We start from the raw sequence: 21,737 nt of genomic DNA, 5'->3' as shown, positions 1-21,737 counted from the left end.
TTCATGTCCAAGCCCCTGCCCACCGCCGTGCGCACCCACCTCACCGCGCTGCGCGCCCTGCTGGTCCTGACGGTGCTCCTCGGCATCGCCTACCCGCTGCTGGTCGCCGGCATCTCCCAACTGGCCTTCGCCGACAAGGCGAACGGCTCGATCGTGAAGGTCGACGGCAAGGAGGCCGGCTCCAGCCTGCTGGGCCAGAACTTCAACCTGCCCAAGCAGAACCCGGACGACCCGGACGAGGCCCCCCGGCCGGACCCGCGGTGGTTCCAGCCGCGGCCCGGCGCCTACGACCCCAAGGCCTCCGGCGCCTCCAACCTGGGCCCCAACAGCGAGGACCTCACCAAGACCGTCGAGGAGCGCCGCCACGCCGTCGCCGCGTTCGACGGCGTCGACCCGGCGAGCGTCCCCGCGGACGCGGTCACCGCCTCCGGCTCCGGCCTCGACCCGCACATCTCCACCGCCTACGCCCGGGAACAGGTCGACCGGGTCGCCAAGGCCCGCGACCTGCCGGTGGACACCGTCCGCGAGCTGGTCGACCGGTACACCGACGGACGCCCACTCGGCTTCCTCGGACAGCCGGGCGTCAACGTCGTGCTGCTGAACAAGGCGCTGGCGGAACAGAAGTGACGACCATTCACCGAGAAGTCGAATGACCGGGCCGGCCCGGGCGAGCGGAACACCCGCCGCCCGGGCCGGCCGCCCGTGTCCGCGCACCACCGACCTGCCAGCCACGCAAGGAAAGAGCAGCGCCCATGGCCCGCGACCTCACCCCCGGCACCGGTCACCGACGCGGCCGGCTGAGGGTGTACCTCGGCTCCGCCCCCGGTGTCGGCAAGACCTACCGGATGCTGGACGAGGCACGGCGCAGACACGACCGCGGCGCGGACGTCGTCGTCGGCTGGATCGAGTGCCACGGCCGCCGCCACACCGAGGCGATGCTCGACGGCCTGGAGGTCCTGCCGAGGGCCCACCGCTCCTACCGGGACGCCGACTTCGAGGAGATGGACCTCGACGCCGTGCTGGCCCGCCGGCCGGCCGTCGCCCTGGTCGACGAGCTCGCCCACACCAACGTCCCCGGCGGGCGCAACGCCAAGCGCTGGCAGGACGTCGAGGACCTGCTCGACGCCGGGATCGACGTCATCACCACCGTCAACGTCCAGCACCTGGAGTCGCTCAACGACGTCGTCCGCAAGATCACCGGCATCCCGCAGCGCGAGACCGTCCCGGACGAGGTGGTCCGCCGGGCCGACCAGATCGAACTCGTCGACATGGCCCCCCAGGCGCTGCGCCGCCGGATGGCCCACGGCAACGTCTACCGGGCGGAGAAGGTGGACGCCGCGCTCTCCCACTACTTCCGGGTCGGCAACCTCACCGCCCTGCGCGAACTCGCCCTGCTCTGGGTGGCCGGGCGGGTGGACGAGGGCCTGCGCGACTACCGGGCCAGCCACAACATCGACCGCGTCTGGGAGACCCGCGAACGCGTCGTGGTCGCCCTCACCGGCGGTCCCGAGGGCGAGACCCTGATCCGCCGCGCCGCCCGGATCTCGGACCGCACCGCCGGCGGCGACCTGCTCGCCGTCCACGTCACCCGCAGCGACGGCCTGGCCGGCGCCTCCTCCGGCGCCCTCGCCCAGCAACGGCAGCTGGCGGAGAGCCTCGGCGGCAGCTACCACGTGGTCGTCGGCGACGACATCCCCACCGCGCTGCTCGCCTTCGCCCGCGCCCACGACGCCACCCAGCTCGTGCTCGGCACCAGCCGGCGCGGCCGGATCGCCCGCTTCCTCACCGGTCCCGGCATCGGCGAGACCACCGTGGACGCCTCCGAGGACATCGACGTCCACATGGTCACCCACGCGTTCACCGGCCGCGGCCGGCTGCCCGCGCTCGGCCGCCGCCACTCCCGGCGGCGCACCGTCGCCGGCTTCCTCTCCGGCCTGGTGGTGCCCTGGCTGCTGACCGCGCTGCTCTCGCAGTTCCACGAGACGGTCAACCTCACCACCGACGCGCTGATCTTCCAGCTCGGCGTGGTGGCGGTGGCCCTGCTCGGCGGCGCGACCTCGGCCCTGGTGGCCTCGCTGGTCGCCTCGGTGCTGCTCAACTACTTCTTCATCCCGCCGGTCCACAACTTCACCATCGGCGAGACCAACAACATCATCGCCCTGGTGGTCTTCGCCGCCGTCGCGCTGACCGTCTCCACCGTGGTCGACCACGCCACCCGGCTCACCGCCCGGGCCGCCCGGGCCACCGCCGAGGCCGAGACCCTCTCCACCCTGGCCGGCAGCGTGCTGCGCGGGGCCGACGCGCTGCCGGCCCTGCTGGAGAAGTCCCGCACCGCCTTCGGGATGCGCACCGTCGCCCTGCTGGAGCGCACCGGCGGCGAGGTGCTGGCCTCCTGCGACGGCGACGGCGGCAGCGGCGGTGGTGGCGGCGAACCCGACCCCGGGCAGGCCGACGGGACCACCGAGGTCCCGGTCGGCGCCGACGCCGTCCTCGTCCTCACCGGCCGTCGGCTGCCCGCCGCCGACCAGCGGGTGCTCACCGCCTTCGCCGCGCACGTCGCCGCCGCCCTGGAACGCGACCGGCTCGCCGTGGTCGCCGCCGAGGTCGAACCGATCAGGGCCGCCGACCGGATGCGCACCGCCCTGCTCGCCGCCGTCAGCCACGACCTGCGCACCCCGCTCGCCGCAGCCCTCGCCTCGGTCGGCTCGCTGCGCAGCCCCGACGTCGAGTTCTCCCCGGAGGACCAGGCCGAACTCCTCGCCACCGCCGACGAGTCGCTGGTCAAACTCACCCGTCTGGTGGACAACCTGCTCGACATGAGCCGCCTCCAGGCCGGCGCGCTCACCCTCCACCTCGCCGAGACCCACCTCGACGAGATCCTGCCGCGCGCCCTGGACTCGCTCGCCGACCCCTACGCGCCCGTCCAGCCGCTCGACCTGGAGACCGTGCCGCCCGTGCTCGCCGACCCGCCGCTGCTGGAACGCGTGCTCGCCAACGTGATCACCAACGCCCTGCGGTACAACGCCCCCGGCGCGCCCGTCCTGGTCGCCGCCAGCCACCACGCCGGTCAGGTCGAACTGCGGGTGATCGACCGCGGCCCCGGCATCGCCCCCGAGGACCGCGACCGGGTCTTCCTGCCCTTCCAGCGCCTCGGCGACACCGACAACACCCAGGGTGTCGGCCTCGGCCTCGCCCTCTCCCGCGGTCTGGCCGAGGCCATGGGCGGCAGCCTGGAGGTCGAGGACACCCCGGGTGGCGGCACCACCATGCTGCTCACCCTGCCCGCCGTGAAGCCGCCCACCGCGAAGCTGCCCACCGCGAAGCTGCCCTCCGAGGGGGAGGTCCCCGTATGAGCGAGATCCTCGTCGTCGACGACGAGCCCGCGCTGCTGCGCACCCTGCGGATCAACCTCGGCGCCCGGCAGTACGCCGTCCGCACCGCCACCACCGGCGGCGAGGCCCTGGACCGCGCCGCGCACCGCGCCCCCGACGCCGTCCTGCTCGACCTCGGCCTGCCCGACCTGGACGGCATGGACGTGCTGCGCGGCCTGCGGCGCCGCAGCGCGGTGCCGATCATCGTGCTGTCCGGCCGCTCCGGCGCCGCCGACCGGATCGGCGCACTGGACGCGGGCGCCGACGACTACCTCACCAAGCCCTTCCTGATGGAGGAACTGCTGGCCCGGCTGCGCGCGGTGCTGCGCCGTCCGCCGGCCGCCGACGGTCCGGCCGCGCCCGCACCGGTGATCGGCGACCACACCGTGGACCTCGCCGCGACCACCGTGACCGGCCCGGACGGCCCGGTGCGGCTCACCCCGACCGAGTGGCGGATCCTCGCCCTGCTGCTGGCCAACCCGGGCCGGCTGGTGCCGGGGCGGCAGATCCTGCGCGAGGTCTGGGGACCGGCCCAGGAGCAGCGCGGCAACTACCTGCGGGTCTACCTGGCCGGGCTGCGGCGGAAGCTGGAGCGCGACCCGGCCCGGCCGCGCCATCTGATCACCGAGCCGGGGATCGGTTACCGCTACGAGCCCTGAGGCCCGCTCGGGCGTCAACAAGCCGTCAAGGACGGCGGCCCCGCCGCCAACAGGCCGTCAAGAGGCGCCGGAACCACCCGTTCGCGGGCGTAGCGTCAGCGGTGAGGAAGCGGCCCCGCTCCACGTGGGGGATGTCCGGGGCCGCTTCGCCGCTCAGGCGGCCAGCAGTGGGGGAGGGGCGCGCGGCACAGGGCCGCGCGCCCCGATCACTCGTTCGGCCCGCGCCCGTCCGTGCCGTCCGACTGCCGGGGCAGCGCCAGGACCACCGTGTCGGCGAACTCGCGCACCGCGCTGGTCCGGCTGACCACCCGTCCGCTGTGCACCACCAGCCGGCTGTGTCCGCCCGCCAGCGCCCCGGCCAGGCTGTCCCCGCGCACCGCCAGCAGTTCGGCCGGGAAACCGGCGTCCACCCGGACCGGCGGCAGCCCGAGCGCCACCCGCGCCTGGTTGGAGACCGCGTCGTACGCCGCCTCCACGTCCATGACGCCGCCCGCCACCAGCAGGTACGCGGCCTCCAGCGGATCGGCCCGCCCGACCGGGTTGGCGCCGTCCCGCAGCGATCCGCTGCCGGCCGCCAGCGGCACCCGGGCCTTCACCAGCTCGCGCAGCAGGGCCGGCCGCTGCCCGGCGGCCAGGCCTTCCAGCCCCGCGCAGCCGCCGCTCTGCGGCAGGCAGACCACCCGGATGCCGGCACTGGCCAGCACCGTCGAGGCGCCCGGTGCCAGCGACCCGCACGGCCCGACCACCACCCGCGGCCGCAGCGGCGCGAGCGCCCCGGCCAGCCGGGCCAGCCGGCCCGGGTCGGCGGCGGTGGTGTGCAGGTCCACCGGGCAGTCCGCCTCCCGGGCGGCCTCCAGCAGCAGCTCGACGTAGCCCGCCGGGTCCGGGTCCAGCTCGGGGCAGCCGCCGGCCGCGGTGGCGCCGAGCTTGAGCGCCTCCCGCAGCTGGGCCCGGCCGTCCGCCCCGGCCCGGCCGGTGAGCAGCCGGGGCATCGCCACGGCCTGCAGCTCGGCGAGGCCGCGCAGCGCCTGCTGGGCGGTGAGCACCGCCTCCAGCCGGCGCAGCCCGTGCACGTCGCCGATCCGGACGTGGGTGCGCTGGGCGGTCGAGCCGTAGCCGAGCGAGGTCAGCGCGGCCTCGGTGACCCGGCGGGTGAGGTCGGTGGAGGTCTCCGGCGGCGGCGCGGACAGGGCGGCGGAGAAGGCCACGTCGTAGTGGGCGTGCGCCTCGGCCGGGGCCGGCAGCAGCAGGTAGCCGCGCAGGTCGATCCGGGCGCCGGTGGTGACGGTGGGGGCGCCGGGCAGCGCGGGCAGCGGCCCGAGCCCGCCGGCGGTGCCGACGGCCTGGATCCGGTCGCCGCTGATCCGTACGTCCACCACCCGGCCGTCCGCCAGCCTGGCCCCGGTGAGCAGCAGGACGGGTCCGTGCCCGAGCGGGTTGGCGGCCGGGCCGGATCCGGGCTGCGGTCCGTCGGCGGCTGCGCTGTCCATCGCCCGGCTCCTTGCTCGCGTCCGGCTCCTGCTCGCGTCAATGAGCGCCGAGCCTACGGGCGGCGGGCCCGGGGTGCCGGGAGGCGGGCAATAGTCGTATCGGGTCGGGCCGCCGCCGGGGAGGCCGGTCGAACGCCCGGCCTTCGATCGATCGGCCGTGCGTGCCGTGGACCTGCGGACTTCGCCGCCGGATACGGATTTCACCTCTGGGCGCGGAACGTGTAATCTCTTCCTCGTTCGCCCCTATAGCTCAGTCGGTAGAGCGTCTCCATGGTAAGGAGAAGGTCTGCGGTTCGATTCCGCATGGGGGCTCTGGTGAGAAGGAGTCAGCTTCGGCTGTGCTCCGGATCACTGTGGCGGTGTAGCTCAGTTGGTAGAGCAAGCGGCTCATAATCGCTGTGTCACCGGTTCAAGTCCGGTCACCGCTACCCCGCGTAGTCGGTCGGGAGATCGCACTCCCGGTCGGCTACTCTTGTCTGTGTTCTTATTCATTGTCCAAGGAAGGCACTCCCGTGGCTGCCACCGACGTCCGCCCGAAGATCACGCTGGCCTGCGTGGAGTGCAAGGAGCGGAACTACATCACCAAGAAGAACCGGCGTAACGACCCGGACCGTCTTGAGATGAAGAAGCACTGCCCCCGCTGCAACTCGCACACCGCGCACCGCGAGACCCGCTGACCCTGTCGTAGGGCATCGGGCCTGTGTGAATCAGGTCTTTGACTCCGGGCCGCATCCCTCACTGGGTTGCGGTCCGGAGTTTTTTCGTTTGTCCACCGCGTTTCCGAGGAGCTTGCCGATGGCACTCGACCCCTCCTTCATCGGGCGGACGTATCCGCCCACCGAGCCGTACGAGGTCGGTCGCGAGAAGATCCGTGAGTTCGCCGCCGCGGTGGGTGACGCCAACCCGGCGTACACCGACCCGGAGGCGGCCAAGGCGCTGGGTCACCCGGACGTGATCGCCCCGCCGACCTTCCCGATCCTGCTCAGCATGCGGGCCTCCGCCCAGGTGGTGCAGGACCCGGAGCTCGGTCTGGACTACAGCCGGGTGGTGCACGGCGACCAGAAGTTCGTCCACACCCGCCCGGTGCGGGCCGGTGACCGGCTGACCGTGGCGGTCACCGTGGACAACATCAAGTCGCTGGCCGGCAACGACGTGCTCACCGTGCGTGGTGAGATCGCGGACGAGTCCGGCGAGCACGTGGTGACGTCCGTCATGACCCTGGTGGCCCGGGCCGCCGACGAGACGACGGGGGAGTGAGCCCGATGACGGTCCGCTACGACGAGGTCGAGGCCGGCACCGAGCTGCCGGCGCAGTCCTTCCCGGTGACCCGCGCCACTCTGGTGCAGTACGCGGGGGCCTCCGGCGACTTCAACCCGATCCACTGGAACGAGAAGTTCGCCCTGGAGGTCGGCCTGCCCGACGTCATCGCGCACGGCATGTTCACCATGGCCGAGGCGATCCGGGTGGTCACCGACTGGGTCGGCGACCCCTCCGCGGTTCTTGAGTACGGCGTCCGGTTCACCCGTCCGGTGCCGGTGCCCAACGACGGGGTCGGCTCGGTGATCGAGGTCTCCGGCAAGGTGGCCAAGCTGCTCGACGACCACAAGGTCCAGGTCGACCTGCTGGCGACCTACGGGGGCCAGAAGGTGCTCGGCATGTCCCGGGCGGTCGTCCGGCTGGCCTGAGCGCGCCCCGGCCGGGGCGGGGCGGCGTACGGGACCCCCGTACGCTGGGGGGCGTGCTGGAAGAACTCGACGCCCCCCTCGCCCCGCTGACCACCCTGCGGCTCGGCGGTCCGGCCCGCCGCCTGGTGACCGCGCACACCGATGACGAGGTGATCGCCGCCGTCCGCGCCGCGGACGCGGCGGGGGAGCCGCTGCTGGTGATCGGCGGCGGCTCCAACCTGGTGATCGGCGACGCCGGCTTCCCCGGCACCGTGCTGCGGATCGCCACCACCGGTTTCGTCCTCGACGGCACCGCGCTGGAGCTGGCGGCCGGTGAGGTGTGGGCCGACGCGGTGGCCCGCACCGTCGACGCGGGCCTGGCCGGCATCGAGTTCCTGGCCGGCATCCCCGGCTCGGCCGGCGCCACCCCGGTGCAGAACGTCGGCGCCTACGGCCAGGAGGTCGCCCAGTCGGTCACCGAGGTGGTCGCCTACGACCGCCGCTCCGGCGAGACCGTCACCCTCGGCAACGAGGCCTGCGCCTTCTCCTACCGGCACAGCCGCTTCAAGGCGGACCCGGACCGCTACGTGGTGCTGCGGGTCCGCTTCGCGCTGGAGGATGCCGCCGGGCGCTCCACCCCGGTCCGCTACGCCGAGGTCGCCAAGCACTTCGGGGTGGCCCAGGACGAGCGGGTCGGCCTGCGCGAGGCGCACGACGCGGTGCTCGGCCTGCGGGCCGGCAAGGGCATGGTGCTGGACGCGGCCGATCACGACACCTGGTCGGCGGGCTCCTTCTTCACCAACCCGGTGCTGAGCGCCGAGCAGTACGCCGCCTTCCTGGCGGTGGCCACCGGGCGCGAGCTGACCGCCCCCGCCTACCCGGCGCCGGACGGGCGCACCAAGACCTCGGCCGCCTGGCTGATCGACAAGGCCGGGTTCGGCAAGGGCTACGGCAGCGGTCCGGCGACCCTCTCCACCAAGCACACCCTGGCGCTCACCAACCGCGGCGCCGCCACCACCGAGGACCTGCTGGCGCTGGCCCGCGAGATCCGCGACGGGGTGCGGGCCGCCTTCGGGGTGGAGCTGGTCAACGAGCCGGTGATGGTGGGCGTCAGCCTCTAGCTCTCGAGCGGGGCCGCTCAGGCGGTCAGCCAGGTGTCGATGTCGGCCAGCAGCTCCTTCTTCACGCTGTCGGGCGCGCAGGAGCCGCGCACCGACTGGCGGGCCAGCTCGGCCAGCTCCTGGTCGGAGAAGCCCAGGACGTCGCGGGTCAGGTCGTACTGGGCGGCGAGCCGGGTGCCGAACAGCAGCGGGTCGTCCGCGCCGAGCGCGAGCGGCACCCCGGCGTCGAACAGCCGTCGCAGCGGGACCTCCTCGGGGTGCTCGTAGACGCCGAGCGAGACGTTGGAGGAGGGGCAGACCTCGCAGGTGATCTGACGGTCGGCCAGCCGCTGCATCAGCCGCTCGTCCTCGGCGGCCCGCACGCCGTGGCCGATCCGGCCGGCGCCGAGGTCGTCCAGGCAGTCCCGGACGGACTCCGGGCCGGCCAGCTCGCCGCCGTGCGGGGCGGCCAGCAGCCCGCCCTTGCGGGCGATGTCGAAGGCCCGGTCGAAGTCGCGGGCCAGGCCGCGCCGCTCGTCGTTGGAGAGGCCGAAGCCGACCACGCCCCGGTCGGCGTACCGGACGGCGAGCCGGGCGAGCGTCCGGGCGTCCATCGGGGACTTCATCCGGTTGGCGGCGACCAGGACCCGGATGCCGACCCCGGTGGCCGCGGCGGCGTCGTCCACCGCGTCCAGGATCAGTTCCAGGGCGGGGATCAGGCCGCCCAGCCGGGGCGCGTAGGAGGTCGGGTCGACCTGGATCTCCAGCCAGCGGGAGCCGTCCCGGCGCTCGTCCTCGGCGGTCTCCCGGACCAGCCGGCGGATGTCGCTCTCGTCGCGCAGGCAGGAGCGGGCGGTGTCGTAGAGGCGCTGGAAGCGGAACCAGCCGCGTTCGTCGGTGGCCCGCAGCTTGGGCGGCTCGCCGGAGCTGAGCGCCTCCGGCAGCCGGATCCCGTGCTTGTCGGCCAGTTCGAGCAGGGTGGCCGGGCGCATCGAGCCGGTGAAGTGCAGGTGCAGGTGGGCCTTCGGAAGGTCCCTGACGTCTCGCGGGTTCAGCAGGCGTTCCATTCACGAATCCTGCCGCATCAGGGGGGCCTACGGGAACCGCCCTCTTCCCGTCCCCCGAAGGGGTGGAAAGAGGGCGGTTCGGTCAAGCGATGTTGACGAGCCGGGCCCGAGAGATCAGTCCCGGGCCTCGGCCAGCAGCTTCTGGACGCGCTCGACGCCCTCGGCGAGGTCGGCGTCGCCCAGCGCGTAGGAGAGCCGCAGGTAGCCGGGGGTGCCGAAGGCCTCGCCGGGGACGACCGCGACCTCGGCCTCGTCCAGGATCAGCGAGGCCAGCTCGGCGGAGGTCTGCGGGCGGTGGCCGCGGATCTCCTTGCCCAGCAGGGCCTTGACGGACGGGTAGACGTAGAAGGCGCCCTCGGGCTCGGGGCAGACCACGCCGTCGATCTCGTTGAGCATCTTCACGATGGTGCGGCGGCGCCGGTCGAAGGCGGTGCGCATCTCGTGGACGGCGGACAGGTCGCCGGCGACGGCGGCCAGGGCGGCGCGCTGGGCCACGTTGGAGACGTTCGAGGTGGCGTGCGACTGCAGGTTGGTCGCGGCCTTGATCACGTCCTTGGGGCCGATCACCCAGCCCACCCGCCAGCCGGTCATCGCGTAGGTCTTGGCGACGCCGTTGACCACGATGGTCTTGTCGGCCAGCTCGGGCAGCAGGGCCGGCAGCGAGGTGAACTCCGCGTCGCCGTAGACCAGGTGCTCGTAGATCTCGTCGGTGAGCACCCACAGCCCGTGCTCCAGGGCCCAGCGGCCGATCGCCTCGGCCTCGGCCCGGGTGTACACCGCGCCGGTCGGGTTGGACGGCGAGACGAACAGCACCACCTTGGTGTTCTCGGTGCGGGCGGCCTCCAGCTGCTCGACCGAGACCTTGTAGCCGGTGGTCTCGTCGGTCACGACCTCCACCGGCACGCCGCCGGCCAGCTGGATCGACTCGGGGTAGGTGGTCCAGTACGGGGCCGGGACGATGACCTCGTCGCCCGGGTCGAGGATCGCCGCGAACGCCTCGTAGATCGCCTGCTTGCCGCCGTTGGTCACCAGGACCTGGGAGGCGTCCACCGCGTAGCCGGAGTCGCGCAGCGTCTTGGCCGCGATCGCCTCCTTGAGCTCCGGCAGGCCGCCGGCCGGGGTGTAGCGGTGGTTCTTCGGGTCACGGCAGGCCTCGACGGCCGCCTCGACGATGTAGTCCGGGGTGGGGAAGTCCGGCTCGCCGGCGCCGAAGCCGATGACCGGCCGGCCGGCCGCCTTGAGGGCCTTGGCCTTGGCGTCCACGGCGAGGGTGGCGGACTCGGCGATCGCGCCGATCCGGGCGGACACGCGGCGGTCGGCGGGGCGGACGGAACTGTCGGGCTGCGGGGTGGAAGCGCTCATGCCTGCATGGTCGCAGACCGCACACGGCCCGGGCACGGCGGTTTCACGATATGTACGGGGCGGTCCACATGGCGGCCCGCCGGGACCCGGGTGACAGCCGGAAAAGAAGAGGTTCGACCAAACGCCCTCCGACCACGTACACTCACTGCTCGACGGCCACCGAACGAACCGGAGCCTCCGCCGCCGTACAGAGCCTGTACGGAGATCGGCGGAAGATGCGGTAGGTTGGTGGTCGCTACTGGGGCCGCGAGGTTCCGTAGGGCAATAGCTCAATTGGTAGAGCACCGGTCTCCAAAACCGGCGGTTGGGGGTTCAAGTCCCTCTTGCCCTGCTGCTTGATCCGTACTCAGCCCGTTCGCTCCGCAGAGCGAGCGGGCTTGATGCGGAGAGGGCGCCGATCAGCACCGTTAGCCGGCCGCTCGTGCCCTTTTCGGGGTACGCAGTCGACGTCCGGCAGGACCCGGATTCAGGTGAGGACGAGTGACGGAGACCACGGGCTCCACCGCAACGCCTGAGAGCGGCAACCCCGAGGGGACCGACGGCGCTGCCGAGACCACGCCCGCGGAGGGCGAGTCGCGTCGCAAGCGCTCTGGCGACAAGAAGTCCGGCAAGCGCGGCAAGAAGGGCGCTTTCGCCCGCCTCGCGCTGTTCTACCGGCAGATCATCGCCGAACTCCGCAAGGTCGTCTGGCCGACCCGCAACCAGCTGATGAGCTACACCAGCGTCGTCGTGGTGTTCGTCGTGGTCGTGATGGCCTTCGTCTGGGGCCTCGACTACGGCTTCTCCAAGGCCGCCCTCTGGATCTTCGGCTGACGCAGCCGTCCACCTTCGAAACAGCTTCCCCGACCCGGGCCGGTCCTCGGCCCGGGTCGAGCTGTCTGCGTCGGCGGGATGAGGCCGCTACCGTTGACTCGGTACTGTTGAAGTCTCCGAGGCGAACTTCCGGCGACCGCGTGAGCGGAGCGTCGCCGGTCCGTCGCGGAGCGCGCCACCTTCACCATCTCCAGGAAAGAAGCAGCCACCGTGTCTGAGTCCCCCCTGTACGACGCCGACGAGACCGTCCGCGAGGCGGATGTCGCCGCCGAGGACGCGGCCGAGCTGGCTGACGACGTCGAGACCGACGAGCAGCAGATCGTGGACGCCGTCGACGCCGACGAGGACGAGGCCGAGGCGTACGACGAGGCCGAGGCCGGGGAGTCGGCCGAGGAGGCCGCGCTGCACGTGGAGTCCGACGAGGCCGCCGAGGACGAGGGCGAGGCCGTCGCCGAGGAGACCGCGGAGGAGCCGGCCGAGGAGGTCGACCCGGTCGCCAAGTTCCGCGAGGACCTGCGGTTCATGCCGGGCGAGTGGTACGTGATCCACACCTACGCCGGCTACGAGAACCGGGTGAAGCAGAACCTGGAGCAGCGCGCCGTCTCCCTCAACGTCGAGGAGTACATCTTCCAGGCCGAGGTGCCGCAGGAGGAGGTCGTCCAGATCAAGAACGGCGACCGCAAGACCATCCGCCAGAACAAGCTCCCCGGCTACGTCCTGGTGCGCATGGACCTCACCCCCGAGTCCTGGGGCGTCGTGCGCAACACCCCCGGTGTCACCGGCTTCGTCGGCAACGCCTACGACCCGTACCCGCTGACGCTGGACGAGGTCGTCAAGATGCTCGCCCCCGACGTCGAGCGCCAGGCGGCCAAGGAGGCCGGCAAGCCCTCGCCGGTCAAGCCCAGCGAGATCCAGGTGCTCGACTTCGAGGTCGGCGACTCGGTCACCGTCACCGACGGTCCGTTCGCCACCCTCCAGGCGACCATCAACGAGATCAACCCGGACTCGAAGAAGGTCAAGGGCCTGGTCGAGATCTTCGGCCGGGAGACCCCGGTCGAGCTCTCCTTCGACCAGATCCAGAAGAACTAGTCCCACACTCTTCGGATGCGGGGCGGGGGCCGAGGCCCCCGCCCCGCATCCGTTTTGGTCCAGCGACGCCGAGGCGTTAGCCTGGTCCGATGTGTGTGCTGGCGACCGGGTGTCGCCCCGGTTCCGCGCACACCAGCAATCACCTCTCGGAAGGACCCGGAGAGACATGCCTCCCAAGAAGAAGAAGGTCACGGGGCTTATCAAGCTCCAGATCAACGCCGGTGCGGCCAACCCGGCCCCGCCGGTCGGCCCCGCGCTGGGTCAGCACGGCGTCAACATCATGGAGTTCTGCAAGGCCTACAACGCCGCGACCGAGTCGCAGCGCGGCATGATCGTGCCGGTGGAGATCACGGTCTACGAGGACCGTTCCTTCACCTTCATCACGAAGACGCCGCCGGCCGCGCGCCTCATCCTGAAGGCCGCCGGCATCGAGAAGGGCTCCAGCGAGCCGCACAAGACCAAGGTCGCCAAGCTCACCAGCGCCCAGGTCCGCGAGATCGCCACCACCAAGATGCCCGACCTGAACGCCAACGACCTGGACGCGGCGGAGAAGATCATCGCCGGCACCGCCCGGTCGATGGGCATCACCGTCGAGGGCTGATCACCCCTTCTCGTCCCCCGTGGTAGGGCCTGCGCTGGCCCGTGACTACCACAACTCCCATCACCATTCAGGAGCAGCTATGAAGCGCAGCAAGGCCCTGAAGGCCGCGGACGCCCAGGTCGACCGCGAGCGCCTTTACGCCCCCCTCGAGGCCATCCGCCTCGCCAAGGCGACCAGCACCAGCAAGTTCGACGGCACCGTCGAGGTCGCCATGCGTCTGGGTGTCGACCCGCGCAAGGCCGACCAGATGGTCCGCAGCACCGTGATCCTCCCGCACGGCACCGGTAAGACCGCTCGGGTCCTGGTCTTCGCGACCGGCGAGCGTGCCGAGGCCGCGCGTGCTGCGGGTGCCGACATCGTCGGTGCCGACGAGCTCATCGACGAGGTCGCCAAGGGCAAGCTGGACTTCGACGCCGTCGTCGCCACCCCGGACCTCATGGGCAAGGTCGGCCGCCTCGGCCGCGTGCTCGGTCCCCGTGGCCTGATGCCGAACCCGAAGACCGGCACCGTCACCCCCGATGTCGCCAAGGCTGTCAACGACATCAAGGGCGGCAAGATCGAGTTCCGCGTCGACAAGCACTCGAACCTGCACTTCATCATCGGTAAGGCCTCCTTCACCGACGAGCAGCTGGTCGAGAACTACGCCGCCGCGCTGGACGAGGTGCTCCGCGCCAAGCCGTCCGCCGCCAAGGGCCGCTACATCAAGAAGACCGCGTTCTCGACCACCATCGGCCCCGGCATCCAGGTGGACCCGAACCGCACCCGTAACCTCCTCGTCGAGGAGGACCCGGCCGCGGTCTGATCGCAGCCGTAGTCCGTACGGCGGGCCCGTACCCCCTTCGCCGGGGGTGCGGGCCCGCCGTCGTTTCCCGATCGATACCCCCGGTGGGGGGAACCGGGGCGCGGTCCGTCGTACGCTCGCCCGGTCCGCCCGCGTGCTCCCGTCCCGGGGCCGCCGCCGTCCGACCGCCGGAGAGTGCCGTGCCCGCCCTTCGCCCCGCCGCCAAGGGGGCGGCCCTGCTGCTGCTCGCCGCCGGCCTGACCGCGTGCAGCGTGCTGGCCGTGTCCGGCGACCGGACCCCGATCAGCGACCGCCCCACCGTGCGTCCGCCCCGGCAGGTGCTGCTCTCCGCCGCCCAGCGGCTGGACGACTCCGGCGGGGCCCGGGTGCAGGTGGTCCAGGAGGGGCCGGGCGGGCGGCGCAGCGCCGACGGCACGCTCACCTGGGGCGCCCGGGACGCGGCCGAGCTGTCGGTCACCGACGAGCTGGGCACCGGGCGGCTGCACCGGCAGGACGGCGTGCTGGAACTCGGCTACCCGGGGGCCGCGCCCAGGACGGCGGACCGGGACCGGGCGGAGTCGCTGGACCCGCGGGCCTCCGCCGGGACCGCCGGGGCCGCCGGGGCGGCGGGGACGACCGGCTGGGCCGGCGGCTGGATCACCGGGCTGCTGTCCAACCCGGGCGCCCCGGCGCACACGATGGCGCTGGCCGGCCGGCTCACCCCGCTCGGCGGCGAGCAGCTGAACGGCGGGACGGTCGCGCACTACCGGGGCACCGCGTCGGTGGCGGACTACTTCGGCGCCGAGGAGGGGCTGAGCCCCGCGCGGCTGACCGAGGTGCTCGGCTACTACGAGCGGAACGGGGTCGAGACGCTCGACTACGAGTTCTGGGTGGCGCCCGGCGACCGGCTGCTGCGGGTGCGGTCCACCGTCCGCGGCACGGCCGGCGCGGTGGTGACCACCACGGACGTGACCGAGCCCGCCGAGCCCGCCGAGTCGGTCGCGCCCGCCGAACCGGTCGGACCCTAGGACTCCCGTGGCGGGTCGTGCGGCCGAGTGGCGGGGGGTGCCACCGGGTCGCGTGGGCCCGGGTGGCAAGGTGGGCAGGAACGGACGTCCCGGCCCGAGCGGTCGTCCGGCCGGATCAGTGGCAGTTGGGGAGGCGTGGATGGCGGTGCGGCAGCGGCTGGCGGCGGTGGTCGCCGTCGCGGTGCTGGCGGCCGGCCCGGCCGGGTGCAGCTCGGCCGGCGGCCCGGAGCCGTCCGCCTCGACGAGCGCGCCCGGCGAGGCGACGCCGACGCCGAGCAGCGCCTCGCCGACCTGGCCGGCCAAGCCGACCGACCGTTCGCCGCACGGGGTGCTGCTCTCGTCCCAGCTGGCCATGCAGACCGCCCGCCGGGCCAAGGTGAGCTACCGGCTGGGCGCGGACGCCGGCAGCGGGCCGCTGTTCTGGCAGCCGAAGACCGCGCTCCAGGTCAAACGTTCCACCCCGGCCGCCGCCGAGCAGCTGATCGTCGTGGACACCGTCGCCTACGAGGGCGGCGACGCGGCCACCGCGGCCAGGCTGGGTGGCAAGCACTGGGAGCGGTTCGCCGGCGCGGCGGGCCCGGACGGGCACCGGGAGATCCCCTACGCCGGGCTGATCGACCTGCTCAACCCGGTGGTGGCGCTGGCCGCCGCGACCGCCGACGGGATCACCGCCCAGTACGTCGGCGAGGACAAGTTCGAGGACTCGACGGTCGAGCACTACCGGGTGGCCACCGACGCGGCCCGCTACGCGGCGGCGCAGACCCAGCTCACCCCGGCCCGCCGGGACGGCCTGCGGGCCGCGCTGGCACCCGGCGGCTCGGCCTCGCTCACCCTGGACCTCTGGCTGAACGACAAGGACCAGCTGGTCCGGATGGAGCGGACCGGGTCGGGGGAGGGCGGCCGGCTGGACGACTCGGTGGTCTACACCGAGCCCGGCGGCGCGCTCTCGGCACAGGCCCCGGCGGAGGCGGACACCGTGGACACCGGCACCCGCAGCGTCTCCCCGCTGGCCCGCTGAGTCCGGCCTGCTGAACCCGGCCTGCTGAACCCGGCCTGCTGAACCCGGCCCGCTGAGTCCGGCCCGTCGGGCCCGGCCCATTGCCCCTGGTCGGGCCGCCGCCGGGGGCGATTTGCCCCGGAGGGCGGCGTCCGGCTACTGTGGCGGAAGCCAAAGACCGCTGGTTGTCGCCGTGCGTCCGTGAGGAAGCTCGCGACCGAAGGATCTGCGCTTCACGCGCAGGCAGCCCGCGCAGGACTGTTTGGAGCTTTGACCTCCGGGTCGCGTGCCCCGCACGTGGATCCGTCGAGTTCACGCCGAGCCCCGTGCGCCTGCGCACCGGGGCTCATCTGCTTTTCCGCAGGGGCTTTCCTTCGTCCGGTGGTCCGAGGCGCGAATGGTCGACTCTCGCGGTCGGCCGGACTTCGACATCACGGAAGGAGGCGTAAGCCTATGGCTAGGCCCGACAAGGCTGCTGCCGTCGCCGAGATCACGGAGCTTTTCCGTGGCTCGAACGCGGCCGTGCTGACCGAGTACCGCGGTCTCACGGTGAAGCAGGTCAAGACCCTGCGTCGCTCCCTGGGTGACAACGCCCAGTACGCCGTGGTGAAGAACACGCTGACCAAGATTGCGGCCAATGAGGTCGGGATCACGGAGCTCGACGACCTGTTCGCCGGTCCGACGGCTGTCGCCTTCGTCACCGGTGACCCGGTGGAGTCGGCGAAGGCTCTGCGTGACTTCGCCAAGGAGAACCCCGCTCTCGTCATCAAGGGCGGTGTCCTTGACGGCAAGGCGCTGTCCGCCGACGAGATCAAGAAGCTCGCGGACCTCGAGTCCCGCGAGGTGCTGCTCGCCAAGCTGGCGGGTGCCCTGAAGGCCAAGCAGTCCCAGGCTGCCGCGCTCTTCCAGGCCCTGCCGTCGAAGCTCGTCCGCACTGTGGACGCGCTGCGCGACAAGGTCGAGCAGGGCGGTGCCGGTACGCCGGCTCCCGCCGCCGAGGAGACCGCGGCCGAGTAATCGGCCGGGGCCATGCCTCGCTGCGGGCCCGTACGCCCGCCAACCCGTACATCCGGCACCACCTGCCGATTTAGTGGAAGGACGCCAATCATGGCGAAGCTGACCCAGGACGAGCTGCTCGCGCAGTTCGAGGAGCTCACCCTCATCGAGCTGGCCGCCTTCGTGAAGGCCTTCGAGGAGAAGTTCGACGTCACCGCTGCCGCTCCGGTCGCCGTTGCCGCCGTTGCCGGCGGTGCCGGTGGCGCCGAGGCCGCTGTCGAGGAGCAGGACGAGTTCGACGTCATCCTCGACGGTGCGGGCGACAAGAAGATCCAGGTCATCAAGGAGGTGCGCACCCTGACCTCCCTCGGCCTGAAGGAGGCCAAGGACCTCGTTGACACCGCCGGTGCCAAGGTCCTGGAGAAGGTTGCCAAGGACGTTGCCGAGAAGGCCAAGGCCGCCCTCGAGGCCGCCGGCGCCAAGGTCACCGTCAAGTGACTTCTCGCCCCCTCTGAGGGGGCCGCGGGCCGGGCCGATCACCCTTGTGGTGGTCGGCCCGGCCTTTTCTGTTCTCCGCCCCCGGCGGCCCCGTTCCAGGGCCCCGGCGGCCACCTCGTCCGTGGACACACCGGTGTGGCCGAACGCTCACTCGGCACTGTCGGTGCGGGCGGGTATGGTGATCGCTGTCATCGGGTGAGGCCCCGACCACGGCTTCTGTAACGCCGGGGTGGTCCGGCGCGATGAAGGGGTCGAGGTCCGCGCCGGAGGCGGGCCCTTGACGAACCCGGCAGGGCGCGCGATTCTCAAGGCGCGAGTCGGCCCGGTTGGTCCTCCGTCGGATGCATAACCGGCGGCTCCGGCGGGAAGTGACTCCACGTGAGTCGTGGGGCCCGGCAAGTCCGGGCCGGTGCAGTACCCGGCGGGCGTTCGCGCCCGACGGCTACCGGGAGGAGTCTCCGATTCGGTCTCCGAATCAGAGCTGGACAGCAGTGTCGCCTTTGGCTACACTGTCCCTTTGCGCTGCCTGTTAGCTTCTCCGTGACTCGTCGCCCGGAGTTTGCGTTGCCCCGAAGGGGTCTGGCACCACCTCCGCAAAGCGGCTCTGACCTGGGGTTTCGACCCCGGCAGAGGCCAGTGGCGAGGGAGGCGGGACCAAGCCCGTGAAGGCCCGGCTGGTACGCGCGTAGTGAGCTCCGAGCCCTCGGAAGGACCCCCCTCTTGGCCGCGCCGCGCAACGCCTCGAACAATTCCGCCGCATCCACCGCCCCGCTCCGCGTCTCCTTCGCGAAGATCAAGGAGCCCCTCGAGGTCCCGAACCTCCTGGCCCTGCAGACCGAGAGCTTTGACTGGCTGCTCGGCAACGCGGCCTGGAAGACCCGGGTCGAGCAGGCGCTGGACAACGGTCTGGACGTCCCCACCAAGTCCGGTCTGGAGGAGATCTTCGAGGAGATCTCGCCGATCGAGGACTTCAGCGGGTCGATGTCCCTGACCTTCCGCGACCACCGTTTCGAGCCGCCGAAGAACTCCATTGACGAGTGCAAGGACCGCGACTTCACGTTCGCCGCCCCGCTCTTCGTCACGGCCGAGTTCACCAACAACGAGACCGGTGAGATCAAGTCTCAGACGGTCTTCATGGGCGATTTCCCGCTCATGACCCACAAGGGCACGTTCGTGATCAACGGCACCGAGCGTGTCGTCGTGTCGCAGCTCGTCCGCTCCCCGGGTGTGTACTTCGACTCCACCCTGGACAAGGTGTCCGACAAGGACATCTACTCCTGCAAGGTCATCCCCTCGCGTGGTGCCTGGCTGGAGATGGAGATCGACAAGCGCGACATGGTCGGCGTCCGCATCGACCGCAAGCGCAAGCAGTCCGTCACCGTGCTGCTCAAGGCGCTCGGCTGGACCAACGAGATGATTCTCGAGGAGTTCGGCGAGTACGAGTCGATGCGCGCCACCCTGGAGAAGGACCACACCCAGGGCCAGGACGACGCGCTGCTGGACATCTACCGCAAGCTGCGTCCGGGCGAGCCGCCGACGCGCGAGGCCGCGCAGACGCTGCTGGAGAACCTGTACTTCAACCCGAAGCGCTACGACCTCGCCAAGGTCGGCCGCTACAAGGTGAACCGCAAGCTCGGCAACGCCGAGTCGCTGGACTCCGGTGTGCTCACCGAGCCCGACATCATCAACGCGATCAAGTACCTGGTCAAGCTGCACGCCGGCGAGGTCGACTGGCGTGACGAGACCGGCCGCGACATCGTGGTCGAGGTCGACGACATCGACCACTTCGGCAACCGCCGCCTGCGCAACGTGGGCGAGCTCATCCAGAACCAGGTCCGTACGGGTCTCGCCCGTATGGAGCGCGTCGTGCGCGAGCGCATGACCACCCAGGACGTCGAGGCGATCACGCCGCAGACCCTGATCAACATCCGGCCGGTCGTCGCCTCCATCAAGGAGTTCTTCGGCACCAGCCAGCTGTCGCAGTTCATGGACCAGACGAACCCGCTGTCGGGCCTGACCCACAAGCGCCGTCTGTCCGCCCTCGGCCCCGGCGGTCTCTCCCGCGAGCGCGCCGGCTTCGAGGTCCGTGACGTGCACCCCTCGCACTACGGCCGCATGTGTCCGATCGAGACCCCGGAAGGCCCGAACATCGGTCTGATCGGGTCGCTGGCCTCGTACGGCCGGGTCAACGCCTTCGGCTTCATCGAGACCCCGTACCGCAAGGTCGTCGAGGGCGTGGTCACCGAGCAGGTCGACTACCTGACCGCCGACGAGGAGGACCGCTACGTCATCGCCCAGGCGAACGCCCCGCTGACCGCGGACCTGCACTTCGCCGAGCCCCGCGTCCTGGTCCGCCGCCGCGGCGGCGAGATCGACTACATCCCGGGCACCGAGATCGACTACATGGACGTCTCGCCGCGCCAGATGGTGTCGGTCGCGACCGCCATGATCCCGTTCCTCGAGCACGACGACGCCAACCGCGCGCTCATGGGCTCGAACATGATGCGCCAGGCGGTGCCCCTGCTGAAGAGCGAGGCCCCGCTGGTCGGCACCGGCATGGAGTACCGCTGCGCCGTCGACGCCGCGGACGTCATCACCGCCGAGAAGCCGGGTGTCGTCCAGGAGGTCTCGGCCGACTACGTCACCGTGGCCAACGACGACGGCACGTACACCACGTACCGCGCCGCCAAGTTCACCCGCTCCAACCAGGGCACCGCCTTCAACCAGAAGGTGCTCGTGGACGAGGGCACCCGGGTGGAGGTCAACCAGGTGCTGGCCGACGGCCCCTGCACCGACGAGGGCGAGATGGCCCTCGGCAAGAACCTCCTCGTGGCGTTCATGTCGTGGGAGGGTCACAACTACGAGGACGCGATCATCCTGTCGCAGCGCCTCGTTCAGGACGACGTCCTCTCCTCGATCCACATCGAGGAGCACGAGGTCGACGCCCGTGACACCAAGCTCGGCCCCGAGGAGATCACCCGGGACATCCCGAACGTCTCCGAGGAGGTCCTCGCCGACCTCGACGAGCGCGGCATCATCCGCATCGGCGCCGACGTCGTCACCGGCGACATCCTGGTCGGCAAGGTCACCCCGAAGGGTGAGACCGAGCTGACCCCGGAGGAGCGCCTGCTCCGCGCGATCTTCGGCGAGAAGGCCCGTGAGGTCCGCGACACCTCGCTGAAGGTCCCGCACGGTGAGTCCGGCAAGGTCATCGGCGTGCGCGTGTTCGACCGCGAGGAGGGCGACGAGCTTCCCCCGGGTGTCAACCAGCTGGTCCGCGTCTACGTGGCCCAGAAGCGCAAGATCACCAACGGTGACAAGCTCGCCGGCCGTCACGGCAACAAGGGCGTCATCTCCAAGATCCTGCCGGTCGAGGACATGCCGTTCCTGGAGGACGGCACCCCGGTCGACATCATCCTCAACCCGCTGGGCGTCCCGTCCCGAATGAACCCGGGACAGGTCCTGGAGATCCACCTCGGCTGGCTCTCCAAGCAGGGCTGGGACGTCTCCGGCCTCGCCGACGAGTGGGCCAAGCGCCTGCAGGCGATCGGCGCCGACAAGGTCGAGGGCGGCACCAACCTCGCCACCCCGGTGTTCGACGGCGCCCGCGAGGACGAGATCACCGGTCTGCTCGACCACACCACCCTCACCCGTGACGGTGAGCGCCTGGTGAACTCCACCGGCAAGGCGCGGCTGTTCGACGGCCGCTCCGGCGAGCCGTTCCCGATGCCCGTCTCGGTCGGCTACATGTACATCCTCAAGCTGCACCACCTGGTCGACGACAAGCTGCACGCCCGCTCGACCGGCCCGTACTCGATGATCACCCAGCAGCCGCTCGGTGGTAAGGCGCAGTTCGGTGGTCAGCGCTTCGGTGAGATGGAGGTGTGGGCCCTTGAGGCATACGGCGCCGCGTACGCGCTGCAGGAGCTGCTCACCATCAAGTCCGACGACGTCCTCGGCCGTGTGAAGGTCTACGAGGCCATCGTCAAGGGCGAGAACATCCCCGAGCCCGGCATTCCCGAGTCCTTCAAGGTCCTCATCAAGGAAATGCAGTCGCTCTGCCTCAACGTGGAGGTGCTGTCCTCGGACGGCCAGTCCATCGAGATGCGGGACTCCGACGAGGACGTCTTCCGCGCCGCCGAGGAGCTCGGCATCGACCTGTCCCGGCGCGAGCCGAGCAGCGTCGAAGAGGTCTGACGGAGGTGGGGCCGGCCCGGTAGC

19 protein-coding genes and 3 tRNA genes are annotated in these 21,737 nt (G+C 71.6%); 19 read left to right on the top strand and 3 right to left on the bottom strand.

The genetic code is table 11. The features are described from left to right. The first annotated feature begins 3 nt into the window (after positions 1–3). The 3 genes from kdpC to ACFVVU_RS21695 all read left to right on the top strand — a co-directional run bounded on the left by kdpC (position 4) and on the right by ACFVVU_RS21695 (position 4,030). Positions 4–627 carry a potassium-transporting ATPase subunit KdpC gene (gene kdpC, locus ACFVVU_RS21705; RefSeq protein WP_387791582.1) on the top strand — a complete coding sequence of 208 codons (624 nt, stop codon included), beginning with the start codon at positions 4–6 and terminating at the stop codon, positions 625–627. A gap of 125 nt (positions 628–752) precedes the next feature. Continuing rightward, positions 753–3,353: an ATP-binding protein gene (locus ACFVVU_RS21700; protein WP_387791580.1), complete on the top strand. Its 2,601-nt coding sequence runs from the start codon at positions 753–755 to the stop codon at positions 3,351–3,353. Beyond that, positions 3,350–4,030, top strand: a complete 681-nt coding sequence (locus tag ACFVVU_RS21695; protein ID WP_380689486.1) for a response regulator — start codon at positions 3,350–3,352, stop codon at positions 4,028–4,030. The genes ACFVVU_RS21700 and ACFVVU_RS21695 overlap by 4 nt, the downstream gene beginning before the upstream one ends. Positions 4,031–4,236: 206 nt before the next feature. Here the strand turns inward: ACFVVU_RS21695 and ACFVVU_RS21690 are convergent, their stop codons facing one another. Next, positions 4,237–5,520, bottom strand: coding sequence for a hydrolase (locus tag ACFVVU_RS21690; RefSeq protein WP_380686415.1), 1,284 nt, complete (start codon positions 5,518–5,520; stop codon positions 4,237–4,239). A 239-nt stretch (positions 5,521–5,759) separates the two neighbouring features. Between ACFVVU_RS21690 and ACFVVU_RS21685 the strand changes: the two genes are divergently transcribed. The 6 genes from ACFVVU_RS21685 (at position 5,760) to ACFVVU_RS21660 (ending at position 8,305) form a co-directional block, all read left to right on the top strand. Further along, positions 5,760–5,832, top strand: a tRNA-Thr gene (locus tag ACFVVU_RS21685). A 43-nt stretch (positions 5,833–5,875) separates the two neighbouring features. Next, a tRNA-Met gene (locus tag ACFVVU_RS21680) sits at positions 5,876–5,948 on the top strand. An 84-nt stretch (positions 5,949–6,032) separates the two neighbouring features. Next, the gene (rpmG, locus tag ACFVVU_RS21675) at positions 6,033–6,197 is read left to right on the top strand and encodes a 50S ribosomal protein L33 (RefSeq protein WP_006604855.1); all 165 of its coding nucleotides are present in this window, start codon (positions 6,033–6,035) and stop codon (positions 6,195–6,197) included. 118 nt (positions 6,198–6,315) lie between these two features. Next, entirely contained in the window at positions 6,316–6,777 is a 462-nt protein-coding gene (locus tag ACFVVU_RS21670) for a MaoC family dehydratase N-terminal domain-containing protein (RefSeq protein WP_380686413.1), read from the top strand. Between the two features lie 5 nt (positions 6,778–6,782). Beyond that, the gene (locus tag ACFVVU_RS21665) at positions 6,783–7,205 is read left to right on the top strand and encodes a MaoC family dehydratase (protein WP_355358240.1); all 423 of its coding nucleotides are present in this window, start codon (positions 6,783–6,785) and stop codon (positions 7,203–7,205) included. Positions 7,206–7,261: 56 nt separating this feature from the next. Then, the gene (locus tag ACFVVU_RS21660; RefSeq protein WP_387791696.1) at positions 7,262–8,305 is read left to right on the top strand and encodes a UDP-N-acetylmuramate dehydrogenase; all 1,044 of its coding nucleotides are present in this window, start codon (positions 7,262–7,264) and stop codon (positions 8,303–8,305) included. A 17-nt stretch (positions 8,306–8,322) separates the two neighbouring features. Here the strand turns inward: ACFVVU_RS21660 and ACFVVU_RS21655 are convergent, their stop codons facing one another. Then, a complete protein-coding gene (locus ACFVVU_RS21655; RefSeq protein ID WP_380686409.1) occupies positions 8,323–9,351 on the bottom strand; it encodes an adenosine deaminase in 1,029 nt (342 codons plus the stop codon). Positions 9,352–9,465: 114 nt separating this feature from the next. After that, positions 9,466–10,713, bottom strand: a complete 1,248-nt coding sequence (locus ACFVVU_RS21650; protein ID WP_380686407.1) for a pyridoxal phosphate-dependent aminotransferase — start codon at positions 10,711–10,713, stop codon at positions 9,466–9,468. 258 nt (positions 10,714–10,971) lie between these two features. Between ACFVVU_RS21650 and ACFVVU_RS21645 the strand changes: the two genes are divergently transcribed. The 10 genes from ACFVVU_RS21645 (at position 10,972) to rpoB (ending at position 21,713) form a co-directional block, all read left to right on the top strand. Beyond that, positions 10,972–11,044, top strand: a tRNA-Trp gene (locus ACFVVU_RS21645). Positions 11,045–11,193: 149 nt separating this feature from the next. Next, entirely contained in the window at positions 11,194–11,526 is a 333-nt protein-coding gene (secE, locus tag ACFVVU_RS21640) for a preprotein translocase subunit SecE (protein ID WP_380686405.1), read from the top strand. A gap of 210 nt (positions 11,527–11,736) precedes the next feature. Continuing rightward, on the top strand, positions 11,737–12,615 hold the full coding sequence (gene nusG, locus ACFVVU_RS21635) for a transcription termination/antitermination protein NusG (RefSeq protein ID WP_380686403.1): 879 nt from the start codon (positions 11,737–11,739) through the stop codon (positions 12,613–12,615). A gap of 166 nt (positions 12,616–12,781) precedes the next feature. Further along, positions 12,782–13,216: a 50S ribosomal protein L11 gene (gene rplK, locus ACFVVU_RS21630; RefSeq protein WP_224278191.1), complete on the top strand. Its 435-nt coding sequence runs from the start codon at positions 12,782–12,784 to the stop codon at positions 13,214–13,216. Between the two features lie 79 nt (positions 13,217–13,295). Beyond that, positions 13,296–14,018, top strand: a complete 723-nt coding sequence (rplA, locus tag ACFVVU_RS21625; RefSeq protein ID WP_355358252.1) for a 50S ribosomal protein L1 — start codon at positions 13,296–13,298, stop codon at positions 14,016–14,018. 179 nt (positions 14,019–14,197) lie between these two features. Continuing rightward, positions 14,198–15,025, top strand: a complete 828-nt coding sequence (locus ACFVVU_RS21620; protein ID WP_387791576.1) for a hypothetical protein — start codon at positions 14,198–14,200, stop codon at positions 15,023–15,025. A gap of 139 nt (positions 15,026–15,164) precedes the next feature. Beyond that, positions 15,165–16,043 (top strand): hypothetical protein, encoded by an 879-nt coding sequence (locus tag ACFVVU_RS21615; RefSeq protein ID WP_380689549.1) that lies wholly within the window; start codon positions 15,165–15,167, stop codon positions 16,041–16,043. Positions 16,044–16,475: 432 nt separating this feature from the next. Continuing rightward, a complete protein-coding gene (gene rplJ / locus ACFVVU_RS21610; RefSeq protein WP_344342466.1) occupies positions 16,476–17,039 on the top strand; it encodes a 50S ribosomal protein L10 in 564 nt (187 codons plus the stop codon). 90 nt (positions 17,040–17,129) lie between these two features. Then, positions 17,130–17,516: a 50S ribosomal protein L7/L12 gene (rplL, locus tag ACFVVU_RS21605; RefSeq protein ID WP_380689547.1), complete on the top strand. Its 387-nt coding sequence runs from the start codon at positions 17,130–17,132 to the stop codon at positions 17,514–17,516. Between the two features lie 720 nt (positions 17,517–18,236). Beyond that, positions 18,237–21,713, top strand: coding sequence for a DNA-directed RNA polymerase subunit beta (gene rpoB, locus ACFVVU_RS21600; protein WP_380686468.1), 3,477 nt, complete (start codon positions 18,237–18,239; stop codon positions 21,711–21,713). The last annotated feature ends 24 nt before the right edge of the window (positions 21,714–21,737 follow it).

The organism is Kitasatospora sp. NPDC057965 (assembly GCF_042887135.1).
Taxonomy (GTDB): domain Bacteria; phylum Actinomycetota; class Actinomycetes; order Streptomycetales; family Streptomycetaceae; genus Kitasatospora.
This window is presented reverse-complemented; position numbering and strand designations above follow the sequence as displayed.